This is a genomic window from Thiothrix unzii (genome assembly GCF_017901175.1).
Lineage (GTDB): Bacteria > Pseudomonadota > Gammaproteobacteria > Thiotrichales > Thiotrichaceae > Thiothrix > Thiothrix unzii.
This window is the reverse complement of record NZ_CP072793.1, coordinates 774,323-792,732: the sequence shown is the minus strand read 5'-3', so window position 1 is coordinate 792,732 and position 18,410 is coordinate 774,323. Positions and strand designations below refer to the sequence as shown.

General features: G+C 50.1%; 18 protein-coding genes. 6 read left to right on the top strand and 12 right to left on the bottom strand.

All coding sequences use genetic code 11. From position 1 onward, the window contains the following. Nucleotides 1-62 precede the first annotated feature (62 nt). Nucleotides 63-314 (top strand): hypothetical protein, encoded by a 252-nt coding sequence (locus J9260_RS04180; RefSeq protein WP_210219793.1) that lies wholly within the window; start codon nucleotides 63-65, stop codon nucleotides 312-314. Between the two features lies 1 nt (nucleotide 315). Here J9260_RS04180 and pssA read toward each other — a convergent pair whose 3' ends face one another. Further along, nucleotides 316-1,095, bottom strand: coding sequence for a CDP-diacylglycerol--serine O-phosphatidyltransferase (gene pssA, locus J9260_RS04175; protein ID WP_210219792.1), 780 nt, complete (start codon nucleotides 1,093-1,095; stop codon nucleotides 316-318). 189 nt (nucleotides 1,096-1,284) lie between these two features. Then, nucleotides 1,285-1,404: a DUF3149 domain-containing protein gene (locus tag J9260_RS04170; RefSeq protein WP_210219791.1), complete on the bottom strand. Its 120-nt coding sequence runs from the start codon at nucleotides 1,402-1,404 to the stop codon at nucleotides 1,285-1,287. Nucleotides 1,405-1,577: 173 nt separating this feature from the next. On the opposite strand from J9260_RS04170, the gene fnr reads away from it, so the two are divergent. Next, on the top strand, nucleotides 1,578-2,330 hold the full coding sequence (gene fnr / locus J9260_RS04165; RefSeq protein ID WP_210219790.1) for a fumarate/nitrate reduction transcriptional regulator Fnr: 753 nt from the start codon (nucleotides 1,578-1,580) through the stop codon (nucleotides 2,328-2,330). On the opposite strand, the gene hemN is transcribed toward fnr, so the two are convergent. The 7 genes from hemN to ccoN all read right to left on the bottom strand — a co-directional run bounded on the left by hemN (nucleotide 2,327) and on the right by ccoN (nucleotide 9,261). Further along, a complete protein-coding gene (gene hemN / locus J9260_RS04160; protein WP_210219789.1) occupies nucleotides 2,327-3,712 on the bottom strand; it encodes an oxygen-independent coproporphyrinogen III oxidase in 1,386 nt (461 codons plus the stop codon). The genes fnr and hemN overlap by 4 nt on opposite strands. Before the next feature lie 330 nt (nucleotides 3,713-4,042). Next, the gene (locus tag J9260_RS04155) at nucleotides 4,043-4,546 is read right to left on the bottom strand and encodes a FixH family protein (protein ID WP_210219788.1); all 504 of its coding nucleotides are present in this window, start codon (nucleotides 4,544-4,546) and stop codon (nucleotides 4,043-4,045) included. Nucleotides 4,547-4,555: 9 nt separating this feature from the next. Beyond that, nucleotides 4,556-5,953 (bottom strand): cytochrome c oxidase accessory protein CcoG, encoded by a 1,398-nt coding sequence (gene ccoG, locus J9260_RS04150; protein WP_210219787.1) that lies wholly within the window; start codon nucleotides 5,951-5,953, stop codon nucleotides 4,556-4,558. Between the two features lie 167 nt (nucleotides 5,954-6,120). Beyond that, entirely contained in the window at nucleotides 6,121-7,020 is a 900-nt protein-coding gene (gene ccoP / locus J9260_RS04145; protein ID WP_210219786.1) for a cytochrome-c oxidase, cbb3-type subunit III, read from the bottom strand. Continuing rightward, nucleotides 7,017-7,196: a cbb3-type cytochrome oxidase subunit 3 gene (locus J9260_RS04140; protein ID WP_210219785.1), complete on the bottom strand. Its 180-nt coding sequence runs from the start codon at nucleotides 7,194-7,196 to the stop codon at nucleotides 7,017-7,019. The genes ccoP and J9260_RS04140 overlap by 4 nt, the downstream gene beginning before the upstream one ends. A 4-nt stretch (nucleotides 7,197-7,200) precedes the next feature. Then, nucleotides 7,201-7,815: a cytochrome-c oxidase, cbb3-type subunit II gene (gene ccoO / locus J9260_RS04135; RefSeq protein ID WP_210219784.1), complete on the bottom strand. Its 615-nt coding sequence runs from the start codon at nucleotides 7,813-7,815 to the stop codon at nucleotides 7,201-7,203. Nucleotides 7,816-7,827: 12 nt separating this feature from the next. Then, nucleotides 7,828-9,261 carry a cytochrome-c oxidase, cbb3-type subunit I gene (ccoN, locus tag J9260_RS04130; RefSeq protein ID WP_210219783.1) on the bottom strand — a complete coding sequence of 478 codons (1,434 nt, stop codon included), beginning with the start codon at nucleotides 9,259-9,261 and terminating at the stop codon, nucleotides 7,828-7,830. Nucleotides 9,262-9,628: 367 nt separating this feature from the next. On the opposite strand from ccoN, the gene J9260_RS04125 reads away from it, so the two are divergent. Further along, nucleotides 9,629-10,864: a glycosyltransferase gene (locus J9260_RS04125; protein ID WP_210219782.1), complete on the top strand. Its 1,236-nt coding sequence runs from the start codon at nucleotides 9,629-9,631 to the stop codon at nucleotides 10,862-10,864. Here the strand turns inward: J9260_RS04125 and J9260_RS04120 are convergent. Then, nucleotides 10,810-11,715: a LysR family transcriptional regulator gene (locus J9260_RS04120; RefSeq protein ID WP_246499742.1), complete on the bottom strand. Its 906-nt coding sequence runs from the start codon at nucleotides 11,713-11,715 to the stop codon at nucleotides 10,810-10,812. The genes J9260_RS04125 and J9260_RS04120 overlap by 55 nt on opposite strands. 281 nt (nucleotides 11,716-11,996) lie before the next feature. Between J9260_RS04120 and ppsA the strand changes: the two genes are divergently transcribed. From ppsA to folD, 3 genes are read left to right on the top strand one after another with little or no spacing between them, the layout of a single operon-like run. Further along, a complete protein-coding gene (ppsA, locus tag J9260_RS04115; RefSeq protein ID WP_210219780.1) occupies nucleotides 11,997-14,378 on the top strand; it encodes a phosphoenolpyruvate synthase in 2,382 nt (793 codons plus the stop codon). Further along, nucleotides 14,378-15,208 carry a posphoenolpyruvate synthetase regulatory kinase/phosphorylase PpsR gene (gene ppsR, locus J9260_RS04110; RefSeq protein ID WP_210219779.1) on the top strand — a complete coding sequence of 277 codons (831 nt, stop codon included), beginning with the start codon at nucleotides 14,378-14,380 and terminating at the stop codon, nucleotides 15,206-15,208. Before ppsA ends, ppsR begins: the two co-directional genes overlap by 1 nt. 43 nt (nucleotides 15,209-15,251) lie before the next feature. Beyond that, the gene (gene folD, locus J9260_RS04105; protein WP_210219778.1) at nucleotides 15,252-16,109 is read left to right on the top strand and encodes a bifunctional methylenetetrahydrofolate dehydrogenase/methenyltetrahydrofolate cyclohydrolase FolD; all 858 of its coding nucleotides are present in this window, start codon (nucleotides 15,252-15,254) and stop codon (nucleotides 16,107-16,109) included. Nucleotides 16,110-16,281: 172 nt separating this feature from the next. Here folD and J9260_RS04100 read toward each other — a convergent pair whose 3' ends face one another. Beyond that, nucleotides 16,282-17,097 carry an SH3 domain-containing protein gene (locus J9260_RS04100; RefSeq protein WP_246499626.1) on the bottom strand — a complete coding sequence of 272 codons (816 nt, stop codon included), beginning with the start codon at nucleotides 17,095-17,097 and terminating at the stop codon, nucleotides 16,282-16,284. Between the two features lie 239 nt (nucleotides 17,098-17,336). Next, entirely contained in the window at nucleotides 17,337-18,371 is a 1,035-nt protein-coding gene (gene queA / locus J9260_RS04095) for a tRNA preQ1(34) S-adenosylmethionine ribosyltransferase-isomerase QueA (protein ID WP_210219776.1), read from the bottom strand. Between the last annotated feature and the right edge of the window lie 39 nt (nucleotides 18,372-18,410).

Below are 18,410 nucleotides of genomic sequence, written 5' to 3'. Positions count from 1 at the left end.
GAAAAAAACACAGCATTAACTGACGAGTGCCGTTCAATAAAACCAATACCGGAGATTAAGACATGCGTTTGTCGAAATGGTTTGCCGCCGCGCTACTGTGCGTACCTTTTTTTACCACCACCGCGTTTGCCGATTACCCCACACGCGGCACAAAAATGACCAGCGTAAAGGCGCAATACGGTCAACCGCAGAGTGTGCGTGTTTCTAAAGGCAAAGTGAAAAAGCAGTGGCCGCGCATTACCGTGTGGAATTACGGAACATTTTCGGTGTATTTCGAGCGTAACACCGTGCTACACACGGTGGTACATCGCTGAATTACTCGACACCTTTTTTGCGGCGTTGCAATTTACGATAACGCCGCCAAGCCCATAATAGCGGCCCTGACAAAGCGTACAACAAGAACACCCCAAACAAGACTTTGGGTGGGTCAATCGTGGTCAACGCAAACAGCAGCACAATCACTAACACCGCGACGAAAGGCACGCGATTACGCAGGTCAAAATCTTTGAAGCTGTAGAAACTGATGTTGCTGACCATTAGTAAACCAGCGGCGAAGGTCAAAAACAGCGCGGGCATCTGTACATTGCGCCCTAAGACCTCAAGATCGTGGAATACCCACACCATGCCGACGACCAAGGCCGCCGCTGCCGGACTGGGTAGCCCGACGAAAAAACGCTTATCGACCTTACCGATTTGCGTATTGAAACGCGCCAAACGCAATGCTGCGCAAGCCACGTAAATAAAAGCAACCAGCCACCCGGCCTTGCCCCATGCCGTGCCGTAAGCCTGTAAATGCACCAATGCCCATTGATACATCACCAAACCGGGCGCAACCCCGAAGGAAATGAGGTCAGCCAAACTGTCGTATTGCGCCCCGAATTCAGACTGGGTATTGGTCATGCGTGCGACACGCCCGTCCAAACCGTCTAAAATCATGGCGATAAAAACGGCAACAGCAGCAGCTTCAAATTTGCCTTGCATCGCCGCGACAACCGCGTAAAAGCCACAGAACATCGCTCCTGTGGTCAATAAATTAGGTAAAAGGTAAACACCCCGGCGCGGACGTGCTGTTAATTGTGATGATTGTTCTTCCACTTTGCGTTCCCAGTAGCTGGTGTAACTGATGACTCTGTAGGAGCGGATGACGTTATCGCAGACTGCCGCACGGTCTGGGTAATATTTTGGTAAATCATCCAGACCGTGTAGGCAAGGCTAAACGCACTCGCTGCCAGCAGGATATTAGCCAGCATTCTGCCAAAGTGAAATGTATTTTTACGCGACTGATCAGTTCTCACCGGACTTTTTAACAAATAACCAAGCAAAATACGACACGATAACGAACGTAATCACGATGACCAACAAGCTCAGGATGCCCATCCAGCTTCCAAACAGTAGTTCTGCCATGATAGCCTATTCTCCTATACTAATGAAAATAAACGTGTACAATGCACAGTTTAAGTGAATATGCTCACATAACTTTGATTTACATCAAAAAACTATCGAATTATTTGTGCTACGCGAGGGCATTCACAACCTTTCACGTAGATCGTTGATAATTGTCACGGTTCAGGATTTCTATGAAAACAGTGCCAATACAAACAGCCAAAAAATCAGCCGTCGCCTGCCACAATTGCAGCCTGAGTGAGCTTTGTTTACCTCGCGGCCTGAACCGCGAAGAACTTGAGCTGTTGGAAAATGCCATTAACAAGACAGTTAAGATCAAGAAGAAAGATTACTTATTTCGCCGTGATGACCAGCAATATTCCATCTACGCGGTCAAAGCGGGTGCGGTGAAAACTGCGTTGTCCACCCCCGATGGTGAAGAACAAATTTTAGGATTTTACCTGCCCGGTGACTTATTGGGCTTTGATGCGTTTGCGAACAACCGCCACACCTGCGATGCACAAGCATTGGATGACACCCTTGTTTGCGAACTCAATATGGATAGTTTTCAAGAGCTTTGCGGCAAACTCAGCAGTATGCGCGGGCAAATGATGCGCCAAATCGGTGCCGAAATTGAACGCGAACACATGCTGTTATTGACCTTGGGGCAAATGCGCACTGAGGAACGGCTGGCGACATTCCTTTCCAGCTTATCGGAACGCAATAAAGAACGCGGTTTTTCCTGTACGGAATTTAACCTGCCAATGGCTCGCCACGATCTTGCCAATTACTTAGGTATGGCGGTCGAAACGTTGAGCCGGATGTTCTCACGCTTGCAAGACGACGGCATTATTGCCGTACAACACCGCTTGATTAAGATTGAAGACATGGCACGCCTGAAACAACTGGCGCACCACACTTGTCGCCCCGCGAGTGAAGCGCGTTAAATCACTCGCGAAAAGCGTTGTTGCACTCCGTTTTTGCGTAAACTCACGTCAAAAACCATGCAAATGTTACGGATCAGGAAACGCCCTCGTGGCGTTACCTCGAATCCCGCTTCGGTAAACACCAACAAATCATCCGCTGCCATTGGCTGCAATAATGTCAGCTCACGTTCAAAATACGCTTCAAAATCGACCTTATACGCACGCGCTATCGGCGAAAAATCCAAACGGAAATGGCACGCAAGTTGCTGAATAATTTCACGACGCAACACGTCATCGTCATCCAACGTAATCCCTTTGATTACCGGCAAATGCTCTGCATCAATCGCCGCGTAATATTCTTCCAGCGTTTTCGCATTCTGGCTGTAGCATTCCGCGACACTACTGATCGAACTCACGCCCATTGCCACCAAATCGCAATCCGCATGAGTGGTGTAACCTTGGAAGTTGCGGTGCAACGTACCTTGACGCTGGGCAATTGCCAACTCATCGTCAGGCTTGGCGAAATGATCCATCCCGATGTATTCGTAACCAGCCGCAGTCAGGTGTTCCACCGCCAACTGCATGATTTGCAACTTAGTTTCGGCAGAAGGCAAATCGGCATCGTTAATACGGCGTTGCGGTTTAAACAGATTGGGCATATGCGCGTAGTTGAACACCGAAATCCGATCTGGGGCAAGTTCGATCATCGTATCCAACGTTTGCCGGAAACTTTCGGCTGTTTGGAACGGCAAACCGTAAATCAAATCCACACTGATCGACTTCGCACCGTAAGCGCGACAGGCTTCAATTACTGCTAATGTTTGCTCAATCGGCTGCACCCGATTCACCGCAATTTGCACGCGCTTATCCACATCCTGCACGCCCAAACTGAAACGGTTGAAACCGATTTCACGCAATACACCGATGGTTTCCGGGGTAACTGAGCGCGGGTCAATCTCAATGGAGTAATCGCCTTCGTCGGTATCGTACAAAGAAAAATGCTGGCGGATTTTTGCCATCAACGCCCGCATTTCCTCATGATTTAAGAAGGTTGGTGTACCACCGCCCCAATGCAACTGCTCCACCATACGATCACGGTCGTACAACTTGGCTTGCATTTCGATTTCGCGGAACAGGTACTGCAAATAGGTTTCTGACTTGCTGCGGTCTTTGGTCACGATCTTATTGCAGGCGCAGTAAAAGCACACGGTATCGCAAAACGGAATGTGGAAATACAGCGACAACGGCAATGGAATGGGGTCTTCATTGCTCAAATAAGCGTGCGCTTTGTATTCGTCTTCTGTAAATGCGCCAAATGCAACCGCCGTCGGATAAGACGTATAGCGTGGCCCTGCCGTGTCATAACGGCGGATCAAATCTGCATCAAATTGGACTGTACTCATACCAACCTCATTCGTACCCAAGTATGGGAGAACACATAAATGCTGCATATCAGGGCAAAATGCAAGTTTGCGCCAAGAAAGATTCTACTAAATTGATATGCATCAAGAAACCAACAGCTCATGGATTGTATCCCTACTTTAAAAAGGGTTTAATTACCCTCGGAAGCTGTTAACACCGATGTTCGTTACCTCCTCTGGTTAACAGTTTCCACAACGCTCTACATACCCTAAAGCACTTAGGCTCTCCACGTTGGAGAGCCTTTTTTTTGCCTATTATATGCGCATAAGGGCGAAACACTGTTCGCCCCACACGTCACAATCATCGAATGCTCACAGTGCTGGTTGCAATTCCAACGTCACTGTTTCTAGGGTAGGGATAACGCCCTCCAGCCGCCAGCTTTGATCAACGGGCAACAAATGTGCAAACCACTTACCTGCCGACAATGGCTGGATTTGCCCAGACCACATTCCCGCGCCGCTGTGAGTTAAGGTCACAGTCTGATCGCGCCCCGGTATGGTAGCGTGATACAAACTCAAGGTCAGGGTTTGCTCCGGCTGCACGGCAACATGATCCAACAAAATACGCACGGCTGAGTCGTTCACCGCAAGATTGGCGTGTAAACCCAAAGCGGCGGCTTTTTGACTTTTTTCCATCGAGCGGTTAATCGCTTTGCCCGCTTTATAATAATCGTCTACGACCAATCCACTGCTGCCAGAAGCCGCCAGCGAATAAGTGTAAAGCCCCGCCACAACAGCAGTGGCTGGCATTACCATCAACGCCCAAGGCCAGAACTGCTTGTACCACGGTTTGGTATCTTCCACTTCAACGTACATACCTAGCTCCTATAATTTCGGGCCTAACAGGCGGGCTTTTTGTGTTTGCGCCAGTGACGCATCGTCCTTGGCTTCAATGTGGAACATGACTTCTTGACTGCGCTCAGTCATGTGATCCGGGTTAACGATAACTTTTACCGGCACTTCTGCCACTCTGCCCGAATCAACTTTGATGGTTTCTGCGCCGCGCAATTCAATACCTTCAATCCCGGCAACACTGACCGCGAATTCATGCGGTTTGGCATCCATATTAATGACTTTCAAAGTGTAAATATTTTCGATATTGCCGTCGCCAGTATCGCGGAACAGTGCGTTACGGTCACGGATAATATCCATTTCCAGCGGCACTCGCTGCGAAATGGAATACAGCAAACCAGCGGTAATCAGCAATAACAATCCCGCGTAAACGAAGGTGCGAAAACGTAAAACATGGGTTACACCACCGTGCAAAGCGTGTTCGGTAGTGTACCGCACCAGCCCACGTTCGTAGCCCATTTTATCCATGATGCTATCGCAGGCATCAATACACAACGCACAACTGATACATTGGTATTGCAAGCCATCACGGATGTCGATCCCTGTCGGGCAAACCTGCACACACAAGGTACAGTCAATACAATCGCCTTTATCGCCGGGTTTTTCTTCACCACGCTTGCGTGAACCACGCGGCTCACCGCGTGCCTCATCATAGGAAATAATCAGCGTATCTTTGTCAAACATAGCACTTTGGAAACGTGAATAGGGGCACATATAAATACACACCTGCTCACGCAAGAAGCCCGCATTACCATAAGTGGCAAAACCGTAAAACAACACCCAGAACAATGCCCAGCCACCAAGCGTTCCGGTAATGGTCGCCGTCCACAAGGTTTCCATCGGTACGAAATAACCCACGAAGGTAAACCCGGTCAGCAGGGAAAACACTAACCACAACACATGCTTGAGAGTGCGCTTAGTGATTTTATCTTTATTCCAAGGGGCTTTATCGAGTTTGATCTGTTGTGGACGATCGCCCTCAACCCATTGCTCAATCCAGAGGAAGACTTCGCTCCATACCGTTTGTGGACAGGCATAGCCACACCACACCCGCCCCGCCAATGCGGTGACGAAAAACAATACCAAGGCAGCTAAAATCAGCAGAATCGCTAAATAGAAAATATCCTGAGGCCAAAAAGTTTGCCCCAAAATGTAGAATTTACGGGCGGGCAAATCGAACAATACCAAATGCTGCCCTTTCCAAGTTAACCAAGGCAATACATAGTACAACCCCAGCAACGCCCATACCGCCCACTTGCGTAAGTCAGTAAAACGACCACTGGTTTTTCGTGGGTGGATAATCGTGTGTTTCTGGTAAAAGCCGCTATCAGTGCTTCCCGCTGTATCTGCTTTGTTGGGATTCTCAGACATTCCAATACCTTCCTGCCTGTTGATGACAATGCTCGTAAGCTAACACGCAAACTGTAAGATTAATTTGATAAAAAGCGGTTTGAAAAAAGTTTATTGTTTTGCAAACAACTTTCACGACATTTATCAAAGAATAGGCCGTCATGTGACGGCCTATTCTCAATGGTCACTTATTTCTTCTGCGACAAACTATACACATAAGCCGTCAGCAAATGCACTTTGTCCGCACCGAGGAAGTCACCTTGCGCGGGCATCTGCCCGTTACGGCCGTTGGCAATGCTTTCTTTAATGGTGTCTAACGATGAACCGTACAACCAAGTGCTGTCGGTCAAGTTAGGTGCGCCCATCGCCTGATTACCTTTACCATCAACCCCGTGGCAAGCCAAACAGCCATTAGCGGTAAAAAGTTGCTGACCTTGTGCCACTTTCGCAGCATCAGCTTCTTTACGACCACTCAGGCTCATGACGTAATGCGCCAAGGATTCGATTCCAGCCGCATCGACACGCTCTTTGTGCGCTGGCATTGCTGCCTGACGACCCGCCATAATGGTTTGCTTGATTTGCTCAGGCGCACCACCGTAAAGCCAGTCATTGTCCGTCAGATTTGGGAAGCCTTTACCACCGCCCGCATCTGAACCATGACACTGCGCACAATAGCTCAAGAACATGCGCCGCCCCATACCTTGGGCTTCCTCGTCTTGCGCTACTTGGTCAATCGGCATCGCTGCGTATTTCTTGAAAATCGGGTCGTAAGTTTGCGCCGCGCTTTCCATTTCCGCACCGTATTGACTGCCTTGTGAACTCCAGTTCAACACGCCCTTGAACGTGCCCAAACCGGGGAACAACACCAGATAAACCAGTGAAAACACGATGGTGATGTAAAACAACCATAACCACCAGCGCGGCAGCGGGTTATTGAACTCTTCCAAGCCATCCCACTTATGCCCGGTGACATCTCCCATCGCTGACTCACCCGGACGCTTTTTCGTTGTCCAGCGAACCAGCCAGTAACAGGCAAAGATATTGCCCAATGTGATCAGGATGATCCAACCACTCCAGAAACCACTCATTTGTCTACCTCCTTAACTGACGCATCGTGCAACTGCTTTTCCTCGGTATCGAAGATGGAATTAGCAGCGTTGTCAAACCGGCGTTTGCTCCGGCTGCTGTACGCCCACCACACCACCCCGAGGAATGCGATCATTGCTAACAGCGTTGTTATGCCACGGAAATCGTTGTAATCCATAAGATCACCTTTGGGTCTTGACGACAGTACCCAAGTTTTGCAGATAAGCAATCAAGGCATCTTGTTCAGTCTTGCCTTTTACCTCTTCTGCACCCTTGGCGATTTCCTCGTCGGTGTAAGGTACGCCCAACGCCTTCATGGTTTTCATCTTTGCCGCCGTATCACTCTCATCAATGAGTGTTGTGGACAACCAAGGGAAACCCGGCATATTGGATTCAGGAACAACGTCACGAGGGTTATTTAAATGCACCTTGTGCCAGTCGTCACTGTAACGCCCACCAACACGCGCCAAATCAGGGCCAGTACGCTTGGAACCCCATTGGAACGGATGGTCGTAGACAAACTCGCCTGCTACCGAATAGTGTCCGTAACGCTCAGTTTCCGCACGGAACGGGCGGATCATTTGCGAATGGCACAGATAGCAACCGTTTTCGATGTACACGTCGCGCCCTTCCAGTTGCAACGCGCTATACGGCTTCAGACCTGCGACTGGCTCAGTGGTATCTTTCATGAAGAACAATGGCACGATTTCCGCCAAGCCCCCCATACTCACCACCAGCACAATCAACAGAGCCATCAGCCCGGTATTTTTTTCAACAATGTCATGTCCGCTACTCATGGTTACTTCTCCTTAATGGGCTACAGCGGGAATCGCGTCGTTAGCAGGTTTGGCATCCGCAACGGTTTTCCAGACGTTGTAAGCCATGATAAACATGCCTGCCAGCACCAAAACCCCACCGAGGAAACGCACGAAGTAGAACGGATACATTGCTTCTACTGATTCCACAAAGCTGTAAGTCAACGTACCGTCAGCATTCACTGCACGCCACATCAAACCTTGCAACACACCGGAAATCCACATGGAAGCGATGTAGAACACCACGCCAATGGTCATGACCCAGAAATGTACTTCGATCAACTTGGAGCTGTACATCCCGTCACGCCCGAACAATTTCGGAATCAGTGCATACAATGAACCAATAGAAACCATCGCCACCCAACCCAACGCGCCGGAGTGAACGTGACCTACTGTCCAGTCAGTGTAGTGGGAAAGTTCGTTAACGGTTTTGATCGCCATCATCGGCCCTTCAAAAGTCGACATGCCGTAGAAAGACAGGGAAACAATCAAGAAACGTAAAATCGGGTCAGTGCGCAATTTATGCCACGCCCCAGAGAGCGTCATGATACCGTTGATCATCCCGCCCCAGCTTGGTGCAAGCAAAATCAACGAGAAAATCATACCCAGTGATTGAGTCCAGTCAGGTAATGCGGTGTAGTGCAAATGGTGCGGGCCTGCCCACATATAGGTGGAAATCAACGCCCAGAAGTGAACCACTGACAAACGATAGGAATACACCGGACGACCTGCCTGCATTGGCACGAAGTAATACATCATCCCCAAGAATGCTGCTGTCAGGAAGAAGCCCACTGCGTTATGCCCGTACCACCATTGCACCATTGCATCAATCGCACCGGGATAAACAGAGTAAGATTTGAGCCAGCTCCCACCGTACAACGCAATTGGCAATTCCGCATTATTGACCAAATGCAGCAATGCGATAGTCAGAATGTAAGCACCGAAAAACCATAACGCCACGTAAATGTGCGGCGTTTTACGTTTCATAATTGTTCCGAAGAACAAAATGGCGTAAGCCACCCACACGACGGTGATCAATAAATCAATCGGCCATTCCAGTTCTGCATATTCCTTGGAAGACGTAATCCCCAGCGGGAAAGTAATGGCAGCCAGCACGATAATCAACTGCCAGCCCCAGAACACAAAAGCAGCCAGCTTGTCGGAAATCAAACGCACATGGCAAGTACGCTGCACAATGTACAACGAAGTCGCAAACAAAGCGGAACCGCCGAAGGCGAAGATAACCGCATTGGTATGCAGTGGGCGTAAACGACTAAACGTCAGCCACGGAGTGTCGAAATTCAACTCCGGCCAACGTAACTGTGCGGCGATAATCACACCTACCAACATGCCGACGATCCCCCAGACCACCGTCATAATGGCAAACTGCCGCACGACCTTGTAATTGTAGGTCTGCTGATTTTGCATAAAATCCCTCCGAAAGAGTTAAACACCTCGCGGAGACGGGTCATAACACACAAACTACTGCGTGAAATCACACACTCCGGTTTCCGAAGCATCTACCAGAGAGATGTCGTCATGCTTGACTAAAGTCAATATAGCGGCTGGCAACGCGACCACATTTCAAAAAATCACTGATTCCATGACTTATATCAAGAATAATAACTACCGCTACGGAACAAAGAATAAGCAAGTGCATCAACACCTTGCGCACCTCAGCACTCTTTTCCGATTATCGCCACAACGTATCCGGCTAACCGCCCGCCGCCACAGTCATCACGATATTGAATGCTATGCTCAAAACCGTTACGGAACTTGACTTCAGGCCGCCCCAATGCGAAAAAAAACCAGCCAAATCTACGTTGTGCACATCATCACCAGCCTTGCTGCCGATGGTGCAGGAACTATGCTGTACCGGATACTGGCACACACCAACCGCAGCCATTACTACCCTGTCGTGATTAGTTTGGATGATGACAATGGCGGTGCTGACAAAATCCGGGCGCACGGGATTCCGGTGCATTGCCTGAATATGGCAAATAGCCTCACCTCCGGCTGGCACATTTTGCGACTGGTGCGTCTGCTGCGGGAACTGGAACCCGACGTGATTCAGGGCTGGATGTATCACGGTAATTTAGCCGCATCCATCGCCAATCTCGCGCTGTCTAACCGTCACCCGGTGTTTTGGAATATTCGCCAAAGTCTGTACGACATCACCCTCGAATCCACTGCGATGCAATGGGCAATCCGGCTTTCCGCGAAACGTTCCGGCAAACCGACCGGGATTATTTACAATGCGTACCGCGCGGCGGAACAACACGCAGATTTCGGCTTCAAGGAACACAACGCGCACATTATTCCCAATGGTTTTGACACTCACGTTTTTGCACCGAATGCCTACAGCCGCGAAACCATTCGCCACAGCCTAGCGATTCCCGAAGAAGCGTTTGTCATTGGCATGGTGGCGAATTACCACCCTATGAAAAATCACGCGCTGTTCCTAGAAGCTGCCAACCTGCTGAATAAACATCAAAAAAATGTGCATTTCATTTTAACCGGACGTGAAATTACCCACGAAAACCGTGAAATTCAGCAATTGCTAAAACGCTTCCCCGCATTGCAAGCGAACTTACACCTCACCGGGGAACGTCAGGATATTCCGGCGATTCTCAATGCGTTGGATGTGTTTACCCTGACTTCCAGCTACGGGGAAGGTTTTTCCAATGTCGTGGGGGAAGCGATGGCGTGTGGTGTAGCATGTATTGCTACCGATGTCGGCGATGTGCCGCGTATTATCGGCAATACCGGGCATATTTTGCGGGATGCCAGCCCATCGGCACTGGCCTTTGCTTGGTTAGAATGGATCAATGCCGGGGCAACATGGCGGGATGAACAAGGACAACGCGCGATGCAACGCATCAAACGTCACTACAGCATTCACAACATTGCCCATCAGTATCAGGAATTGTACGCCAGTGCCACGCAAGAAATACGCACCAGCGAAACCGCTCTGGCTCACGTTGGCATGAAAAAGTTTTCATCAAACATTTCAATGAACCGTTTAGCCTGAGGACTGAAAAACTTACCACGGCGTACAATCAAGCCGTAACTTCGTGCGGGGAAATAGTCGTGTAACGGCACGGCTTTGACTTTTTCGTTACCAGTCAGACACACTTCGGTGACAATTGACACGCCCAAACCCATTTCCACGTATTTTTTGACGATTTCCCAGCCACCAGCTTCCATTGCCACCGTATACGGCACTTCATGCTGGCGGAATACCGTGTCCACCATGCGCCAGGTACTCATATTTCGCGGCGGCAAAATCAAACCGTAAGGGCCAATATCTTCCAACGTTACCCGCTCATGGGTTGCCAACGGATGATCTTGCGCTGTAATCAAAATCGACCCAAACGATGCAAATGGCTGATAAATAATACCTTCTGGCACTTGCAGCAACGGCCCCACGGCTAAATCCACCTGATCTTCCAGCAACATTTTCATACCGCTTTGCCCTGCGACGTTATGCAGGTTAATGCGGATACCGGGGTAAGCCTCGTGGAAACGTTTTAGGTATTCGGGCAATACATACAGCGCGGTGGATTGCCCCGCTGCAATATTCAACTCACCCTTTTCCATTTTGCCCAGATTCGCCGCAAAGCTTTCGCGCAAACCGTCAATTCCGGCGGCGATAGGCTGAACAAGCTGGTAAAGTATTTTGCCTTCCGGGGTTAAACGCACACTGGGGCCGCGACGCTCTAATAACTGCTCACCCATTTCACGCTCAAGTGCTTGAATTTGCAATGAAACAGTCGGCTGGCTAATGTGTAACTGCTCTGCTGCATGGGTAATATTTTCTTTTTGTGCGACCACACAAAAAGTCCGTAACAGCTTATAGCGTGTCTGCTTGTAGTAGTGCATTGCCACGTGGATTGATCCTCTAAGTTATTGCATTATTGTGCAATACAATAGTAATAATTGAAACAATTGATTTTTTAACGTATGGCTTTTTGGTTATCTTACGCACCAGTTAAACATTCACACCGAATGTTTTTCTCATGCTAACTGTGGTGCTTGCGGCGTTCGCTAAAGAACGCCGCTCTTTTTATCCCCCGCCCCTTATGAAACAATAACCCTTCAACCTATACCAACCAAAATATAAAGATCCAAACTTCCAACTTCGACTAAACGGAGATCGCGCAATGGCAGATTACATTCTTTGGTTTGATCAATTGGGGATGCACGATGTTAACATCGTCGGCGGCAAAAACGCCTCCCTTGGGGAAATGATCAGTAACTTGGCAAATGTGGGCGTTAGCGTCCCGAACGGTTTTGCCACAACCACACACGCTTACCAAGATTTTATCCGCGCTGACGGTCTCGCTGACCGCATCAACGCGCTCCTGAACTCCCTCGACGTAGACGACATCCACGCCCTCACTAATGCCGGTAAAACCATCCGTGGTTGGGTCATGGATACACCATTACCCGAAAAATTGTTAGAAACCGTGCGCGAAGCCTACGACACACTCGCAGCGGGTTCAGGTGATACTGCCTCTTTCGCAGTACGTTCTTCCGCCACTGCTGAAGACTTACCGGATGCATCCTTCGCCGGTCAGCAAGAAACTTTCCTCAATGTGCGCGGGCTAGATAATGTTATTGCCGCCATCAAGGAAGTGTTTGCCTCATTGTACAACGACCGTGCGATTGCCTACCGCGTCCACCAGCATTTTGAACATGACAAAGTGTTCCTGTCGGCTGGCGTACAAAAAATGGTACGCAGTGACATCGGCGCAAGCGGCGTATTGTTCACCCTCGACACCGAATCCGGCTTCCGCGATGCGGTATTCGTTACGGGCGCGTATGGCTTGGGCGAAACCGTGGTACAAGGCGCGGTCAACCCCGACGAATTCTACGTTTACAAGCCCAATATTGAAGCGGGTCGCCCGGCGATTTTGTCACGCCGATTGGGTAGCAAAGCGATTGAAATGGTGTATGCAGCCTCGGCTGGCGACGCACACAATAAAGCCACTTTGACTCGTGAAGTCGATGCAGCCCGCCGCGAACGTTTCTGCCTGAGCGAAGAGCAAGTCGAATCTCTCGCCCGCCAAGCCATGATTATCGAAAAGCACTACCAGCGTCCGATGGACATTGAATGGGCACTCGATGGCGGCGACGGCAAGCTCTACATTGTGCAAGCCCGCCCTGAAACCGTCGAAAGCCGCGCTTCTGCCACCATTATCGAACGCTACCAGCTCAAAGAAAAAAGCACAGTGGTTGCCGAAGGCCGCGCTATCGGTCAAAAAATTGGTCAAGGCCCTGCTCGCATCATTATGAGCATCAGCCAGATGAACGAGGTGAAAGAAGGCGACGTATTGGTAACAGACATGACCGACCCCGACTGGGAACCGATCATGAAACGCGCATCCGCCATCGTCACCAATCGCGGCGGACGCACTTGCCACGCGGCAATCATTGCGCGTGAAATGGGCATCCCCGCCGTCGTCGGCTGTGGCGACGCCACCCAGCGCATCAATGCTGGCGACGAAATCACCGTGTCTTGCGCGGAAGGCGACACCGGTTTCATCTACAGCGGCTTGCTGCCGTTTGAAGTGCGCACTGCTGACACCGGCAACCTGCCCGACCTTTCCGTCAAAATCATGATGAACGTGGGCAACCCGTCCCGCGCCTTCGCCTTCTCGCGCCTGCCGAATGCGGGTGTGGGTCTGGCGCGACTGGAATTCATCATTAACAATACCATCGGCATCCACCCGAAAGCCTTGCTGGAATTCGATAACCTGCCTGCGGATCTGAAAGCTAAAATCGGCGCGAAGATCGCCGGTTACGCCAGCCCAGTCGATTTCTACGTGGAAAAACTGGTCGAAGGCATCGCCACTCTTGCTGCTGCCTACGCGCCTAACAAGGTCATCGTGCGCATGTCCGACTTCAAGTCGAACGAATACGCCAACCTGATGGCAGGCGACCGTTACGAGCCGCACGAAGAAAACCCGATGATCGGCTACCGTGGCGTTTCGCGCTATTTGTCTGCCAATTTCCGCGATTGCTTCGAGCTGGAATGCCGTGCGTTGCGCAAAGTCCGCAATGACATGGGCTTAACCAACGTCGAAATCATGATCCCGTTCTGCCGTACCTTGGAAGAAGCGCAGCAAGTCACCGAATTGCTGGCAACCCAAGGCATTAAGCGTGGCGAAAACGGTTTGCGCTTGATTATGATGTGCGAAATTCCTTCCAACGCAGTGCTGGCGGAAGAATTCCTCGAATACTTCGACGGCTTCTCTATCGGTTCCAACGACATGACGCAGTTGACGCTGGGTCTGGATCGCGATTCCGGCTTGATTGCGCACCTGTTCGATGAGCGCAACCCAGCGGTGAAAAAGCTGCTGAAAATGGCGATTGATGCCTGCCACAAGCAAGGTAAGTACATCGGCATTTGTGGGCAAGGGCCATCGGATTACCCCGATTTCGCGGTGTGGTTGCATGAGCAAGGCATTAGCAGCTTGTCGTTGAACCCGGATACCGTGGTGGATACTTGGCTGCACCTTGCCAGTCTGGATGGTAAATAATGAGCAGTCGGCGGACAGTATTTTACCTATCTGACCGCACCGGGATTACCGTCGAAACACTGGGTCACAGCTTGCTGACCCAGTTCGACGGCATCCAATGGCGCAAAGTTAGCATCCCGTTTCTCGACTCCGAGGAAAAAGCACGGGAAACCGCTGAACAAATCAACCTGATGGCGCAACTGGATGGTTGCCGCCCTCTGGTATTCAGCACCTTAATCAATCCTATTGTGCGTCAGCATATCGAAGCGGCAGATTGCGCGATTTACGACTTTTTCGACAGCTTTATCGACTCGATGGAAAAAGAACTGGGGCAACCCTCTTCCCACGCTATCGGTCGTTCGCACGGGCTGCACAACGATGCGTCCTATTCCAAACGCATTTCCGCGATTAATTTTGCGCAAGCCAATGACGATGGTATCAGTGCGAAAAATTTCGCCGAAGCCGAGATTATTTTGGTGGGCGTATCGCGCTCCGGTAAAACCCCTACGTGTTTGTATCTGGCGATGCAGTACGGCATTTACGCCGCGAACTACCCACTGACGGAAGAAGACATGGATGCATCAGGCTTGCCTAAACTCCTGCATCCTTTCCGCAATAAGTTGTTTGGACTAACCATCAGTGCGGAACAATTGCAGCGTATTCGTCAGGAACGCAAACCTAACAGCCGGTACGCATCCTTGAGCCAATGCCAACAGGAATTGGAGTGGCAGCAAAGTTTGTATCGCCGCGAAAATATTCCCTACGTCAATACCACTGCGATTTCAATTGAAGAGATTGCTACCACTATCTTGAATCGTAGCGGGCTGAAACGGCAGTTGTACGGAGAGTGAGTCCAATGCGACAATACGCGCTTTTCCTTGCCCCGGAAACACCATGACAGCCCAAATTATTGATGGAAAGAAAGTAGCCGCCGAAGTTCGTCTCGAAGTGCAACAACGGGTTACTGCCCGTCTCGACAGCGGCAAACGTCGCCCCGGCCTCGCTGTCATACTGATTGGTTCCGACCCCGCATCGCAGGTGTATGTCAGCCACAAACGTAAAGCCTGCGAAGAAGTGGGCATTTTGTCGCGCTCTTACGACCTGCCCCCGCAAACCACTCAACACGAACTGATTGAGCTCATCAACGAACTCAATCGTGACCCGTTGATTGACGGCATTTTAGTGCAACTTCCATTGCCAGCGCATTTGGATGCCTCATTAATCATTGAGCAAATCAACCCCAGCAAAGACGTTGACGGTTTTCACCCCACCAACGTTGGGCGACTCACCTTACGCATCCCCAGCCTGCGCCCTTGCACACCTTACGGGGTTATGCGCTTGCTCGATAGTACCGGCGAAGTTTACAAAGGCCGTCATGCGGTCATCGTCGGCGCGTCCAATATCGTCGGTCGTCCAATGGCATTGGAATTACTGCTGGCGGGTGCAACTGTCACCGTCACCCACCGTTTCAGCGGCAGCATGACCCCCGAATTAGTGCGTCAGGCGGATATTGTGGTGGCAGCGGCAGGCAAACCGGGCTTGGTAAAAGGTGAATGGATTAAACCGGGCGCAACCGTCATCGACGTGGGCATCAATCGCTTGGAAAATGGCAAACTGACAGGTGATGTGGAATTTGAAAGTGCTGCTGAACGCGCCGCATGGATTACCCCGGTTCCGGGTGGTGTGGGGCCTATGACCGTCGCGATGTTAATGCAAAACACCTTAGAAGCGTGCGAAAAACATTCATTTTAATCGCTTGTGCAAAAAAATAAGGCATCCCAGAAGGATGCCTTAAATCTTTTAATTATCGTGGTACGGGTTTTCGTGTTTTTGCTTTACTAACCCTGCACCCCATGATTGATTTTATAATTAATACTTACTGGCAAAGAGTCTGGTACAAGACCTCGACTTTTGCCATTCAGTATTATTTATTGCCTTGAGCCTGTAATTTATTAATGGTCTCAGCATCCAATGCACCGGACTCTTGCAAGCGACGAATAACCGGAGCTGGCAGACAAACTACATCAGATTTACGGAAGTCCACTTCACCAGAGGTCATGCCGCCGCATTTTTGACGCTTACGATCACCTTCTTTAGTGGTGTCAGCATCAAACTTCAAATTCGCTGCATTTACCCAGCCATTTTGACCTGCCCAGCGTACCCGTTCCATCGCAAACTTACCTGCTTCTGCACGTTGACCCAGTTTCGCAACCCATGTTGCATTGTGTGGGATTTCAACCGCAATCGCATCAGTACCTTTGTCGACGTACATCATCAAACTTTCGCCTGCTGTCAATTGCTCGACCGCGTAGATAGGCACTGAACGGAACACGCCGCCTTTAGCCGCTTCAGGGTAGCCACAGCACTCTTTGTCTTGGACTTTAGGGTCTGCCATGCATTCACGACGAGCCTTAGCAACATCGGTTGCTTCTGGGTCAAATGCCAGCGCGTCAGATGCAACCCAACCGGTTTGATCATCCCAACTGACTCTTTCCCAAACGACTTTATCGACAGTTTTTTGCGCGTTGCGGCGCACGATCCACGTTGCATTGTGGGGGATGTTCACGATGACACCCTTACCCGGCTCTTGGTACATTTTAAGGACATTACCCGGAGTCATGCCCTGAACACGGTATACCAGTTTGCTATCAGCAGGCATTTCGAGTGCTGCTTGGCTAATCATTGGTGCTGCAAACAACAGAATACCTGCTGCCAAAGCCAATACTGGCTTTATTGTCATTCCTTTCTTCATAATCAATTAACCTCCGACCATGATCCCGTCTGACTACGGGGCGAGTCACCTGAAACAAAGCTAAAAAGCGTTTATCAGAAGAGGGGGACTTCCAATTACGCCACATTCGATACTAAGTGTAGGTAAAAATACGTTACCTTTCACGAAAACTATATAACTTTCGCAACAAGTGTTGCGTTTTACACGACAAGTTGTAAAAAAGTTACATCACATTATAGCCAACAACGCTAACAATTGTTGCATGAAGGCACAAGGAACATAGCATCACCGTAGCTAAAAAAGCGATAACCTCGACAAACGGCATGTTGATAAGCTTTCATTATCGCGTCATAGCCAGAAAACGCTGACACCAACATTAACAATGTCGATTCCGGCAAGTGAAAATTGGTGATCATCGCATCCACAACCTTAAAGCGATAACCGGGGGTAATAAATAAGCGTGTATCCGCTTGAAACGGCTGTAACGTGCCCTGTTGCGCAGCACTTTCCAAACTACGCACCGAAGTTGTTCCTACCGCCACCACACGCCCACCACGCGCCTTACACGCAGCCACCGCTTCACAGGTTTCCAGGGAAACATCCGCGTATTCGGCGTGCATAATGTGTTGCGACAAATCTTGCACCCGCACAGGCTGAAACGTACCCGCCCCCACGTGCAATGTCACCGCCGCAGTCGCCACGCCTTTAGCACGCAATGCTGCTAAAAGTGCCTCATCAAAATGTAACCCCGCCGTCGGTGCTGCCACTGCCCCCGGTGTTTGCGCAAATACGGTTTGGTAACGTTCGCGGTCAGCCGCTGTGTCTTGCCGCTCAATATAAGGTGGCAACGGCACATGCCCGTATTGATCCAGCAGATTCAATACCGTTGCTTCGTGCAAAAAACGCAGCTCGAACAACTCGCCCTGCCGCCCCACCACTTCCGCATCCACTGCTGATTCTAAGCGCAACCGGGTTCCGGGTTTGGGCGACTTACTGGCACGAACATGCGCCAACGCGGTATGTGCGTCCAACACACGTTCGATCAAAACTTCAACCTTCCCCCCGGACGCTTTTTGACCGTGCAGCCGAGCGGGAATAACGCGCGTATTGTTAAACACCAACAAATCATTAGGCTGAATCAGCTCTAACACGTCAGTAAATTTCCCGTCACGACACGCACCATCAGCCCCCACTTGGAGCAAGCGGCTGGCAGTGCGTTCTGATAACGGCTCGGAGGCGATCAATTCCGGTGGAAGATCGTAGTAAAAGTCACTTAATTGCATGGAAGTATTTTAACATGAGTCGCAAATTTGTTTCGACAA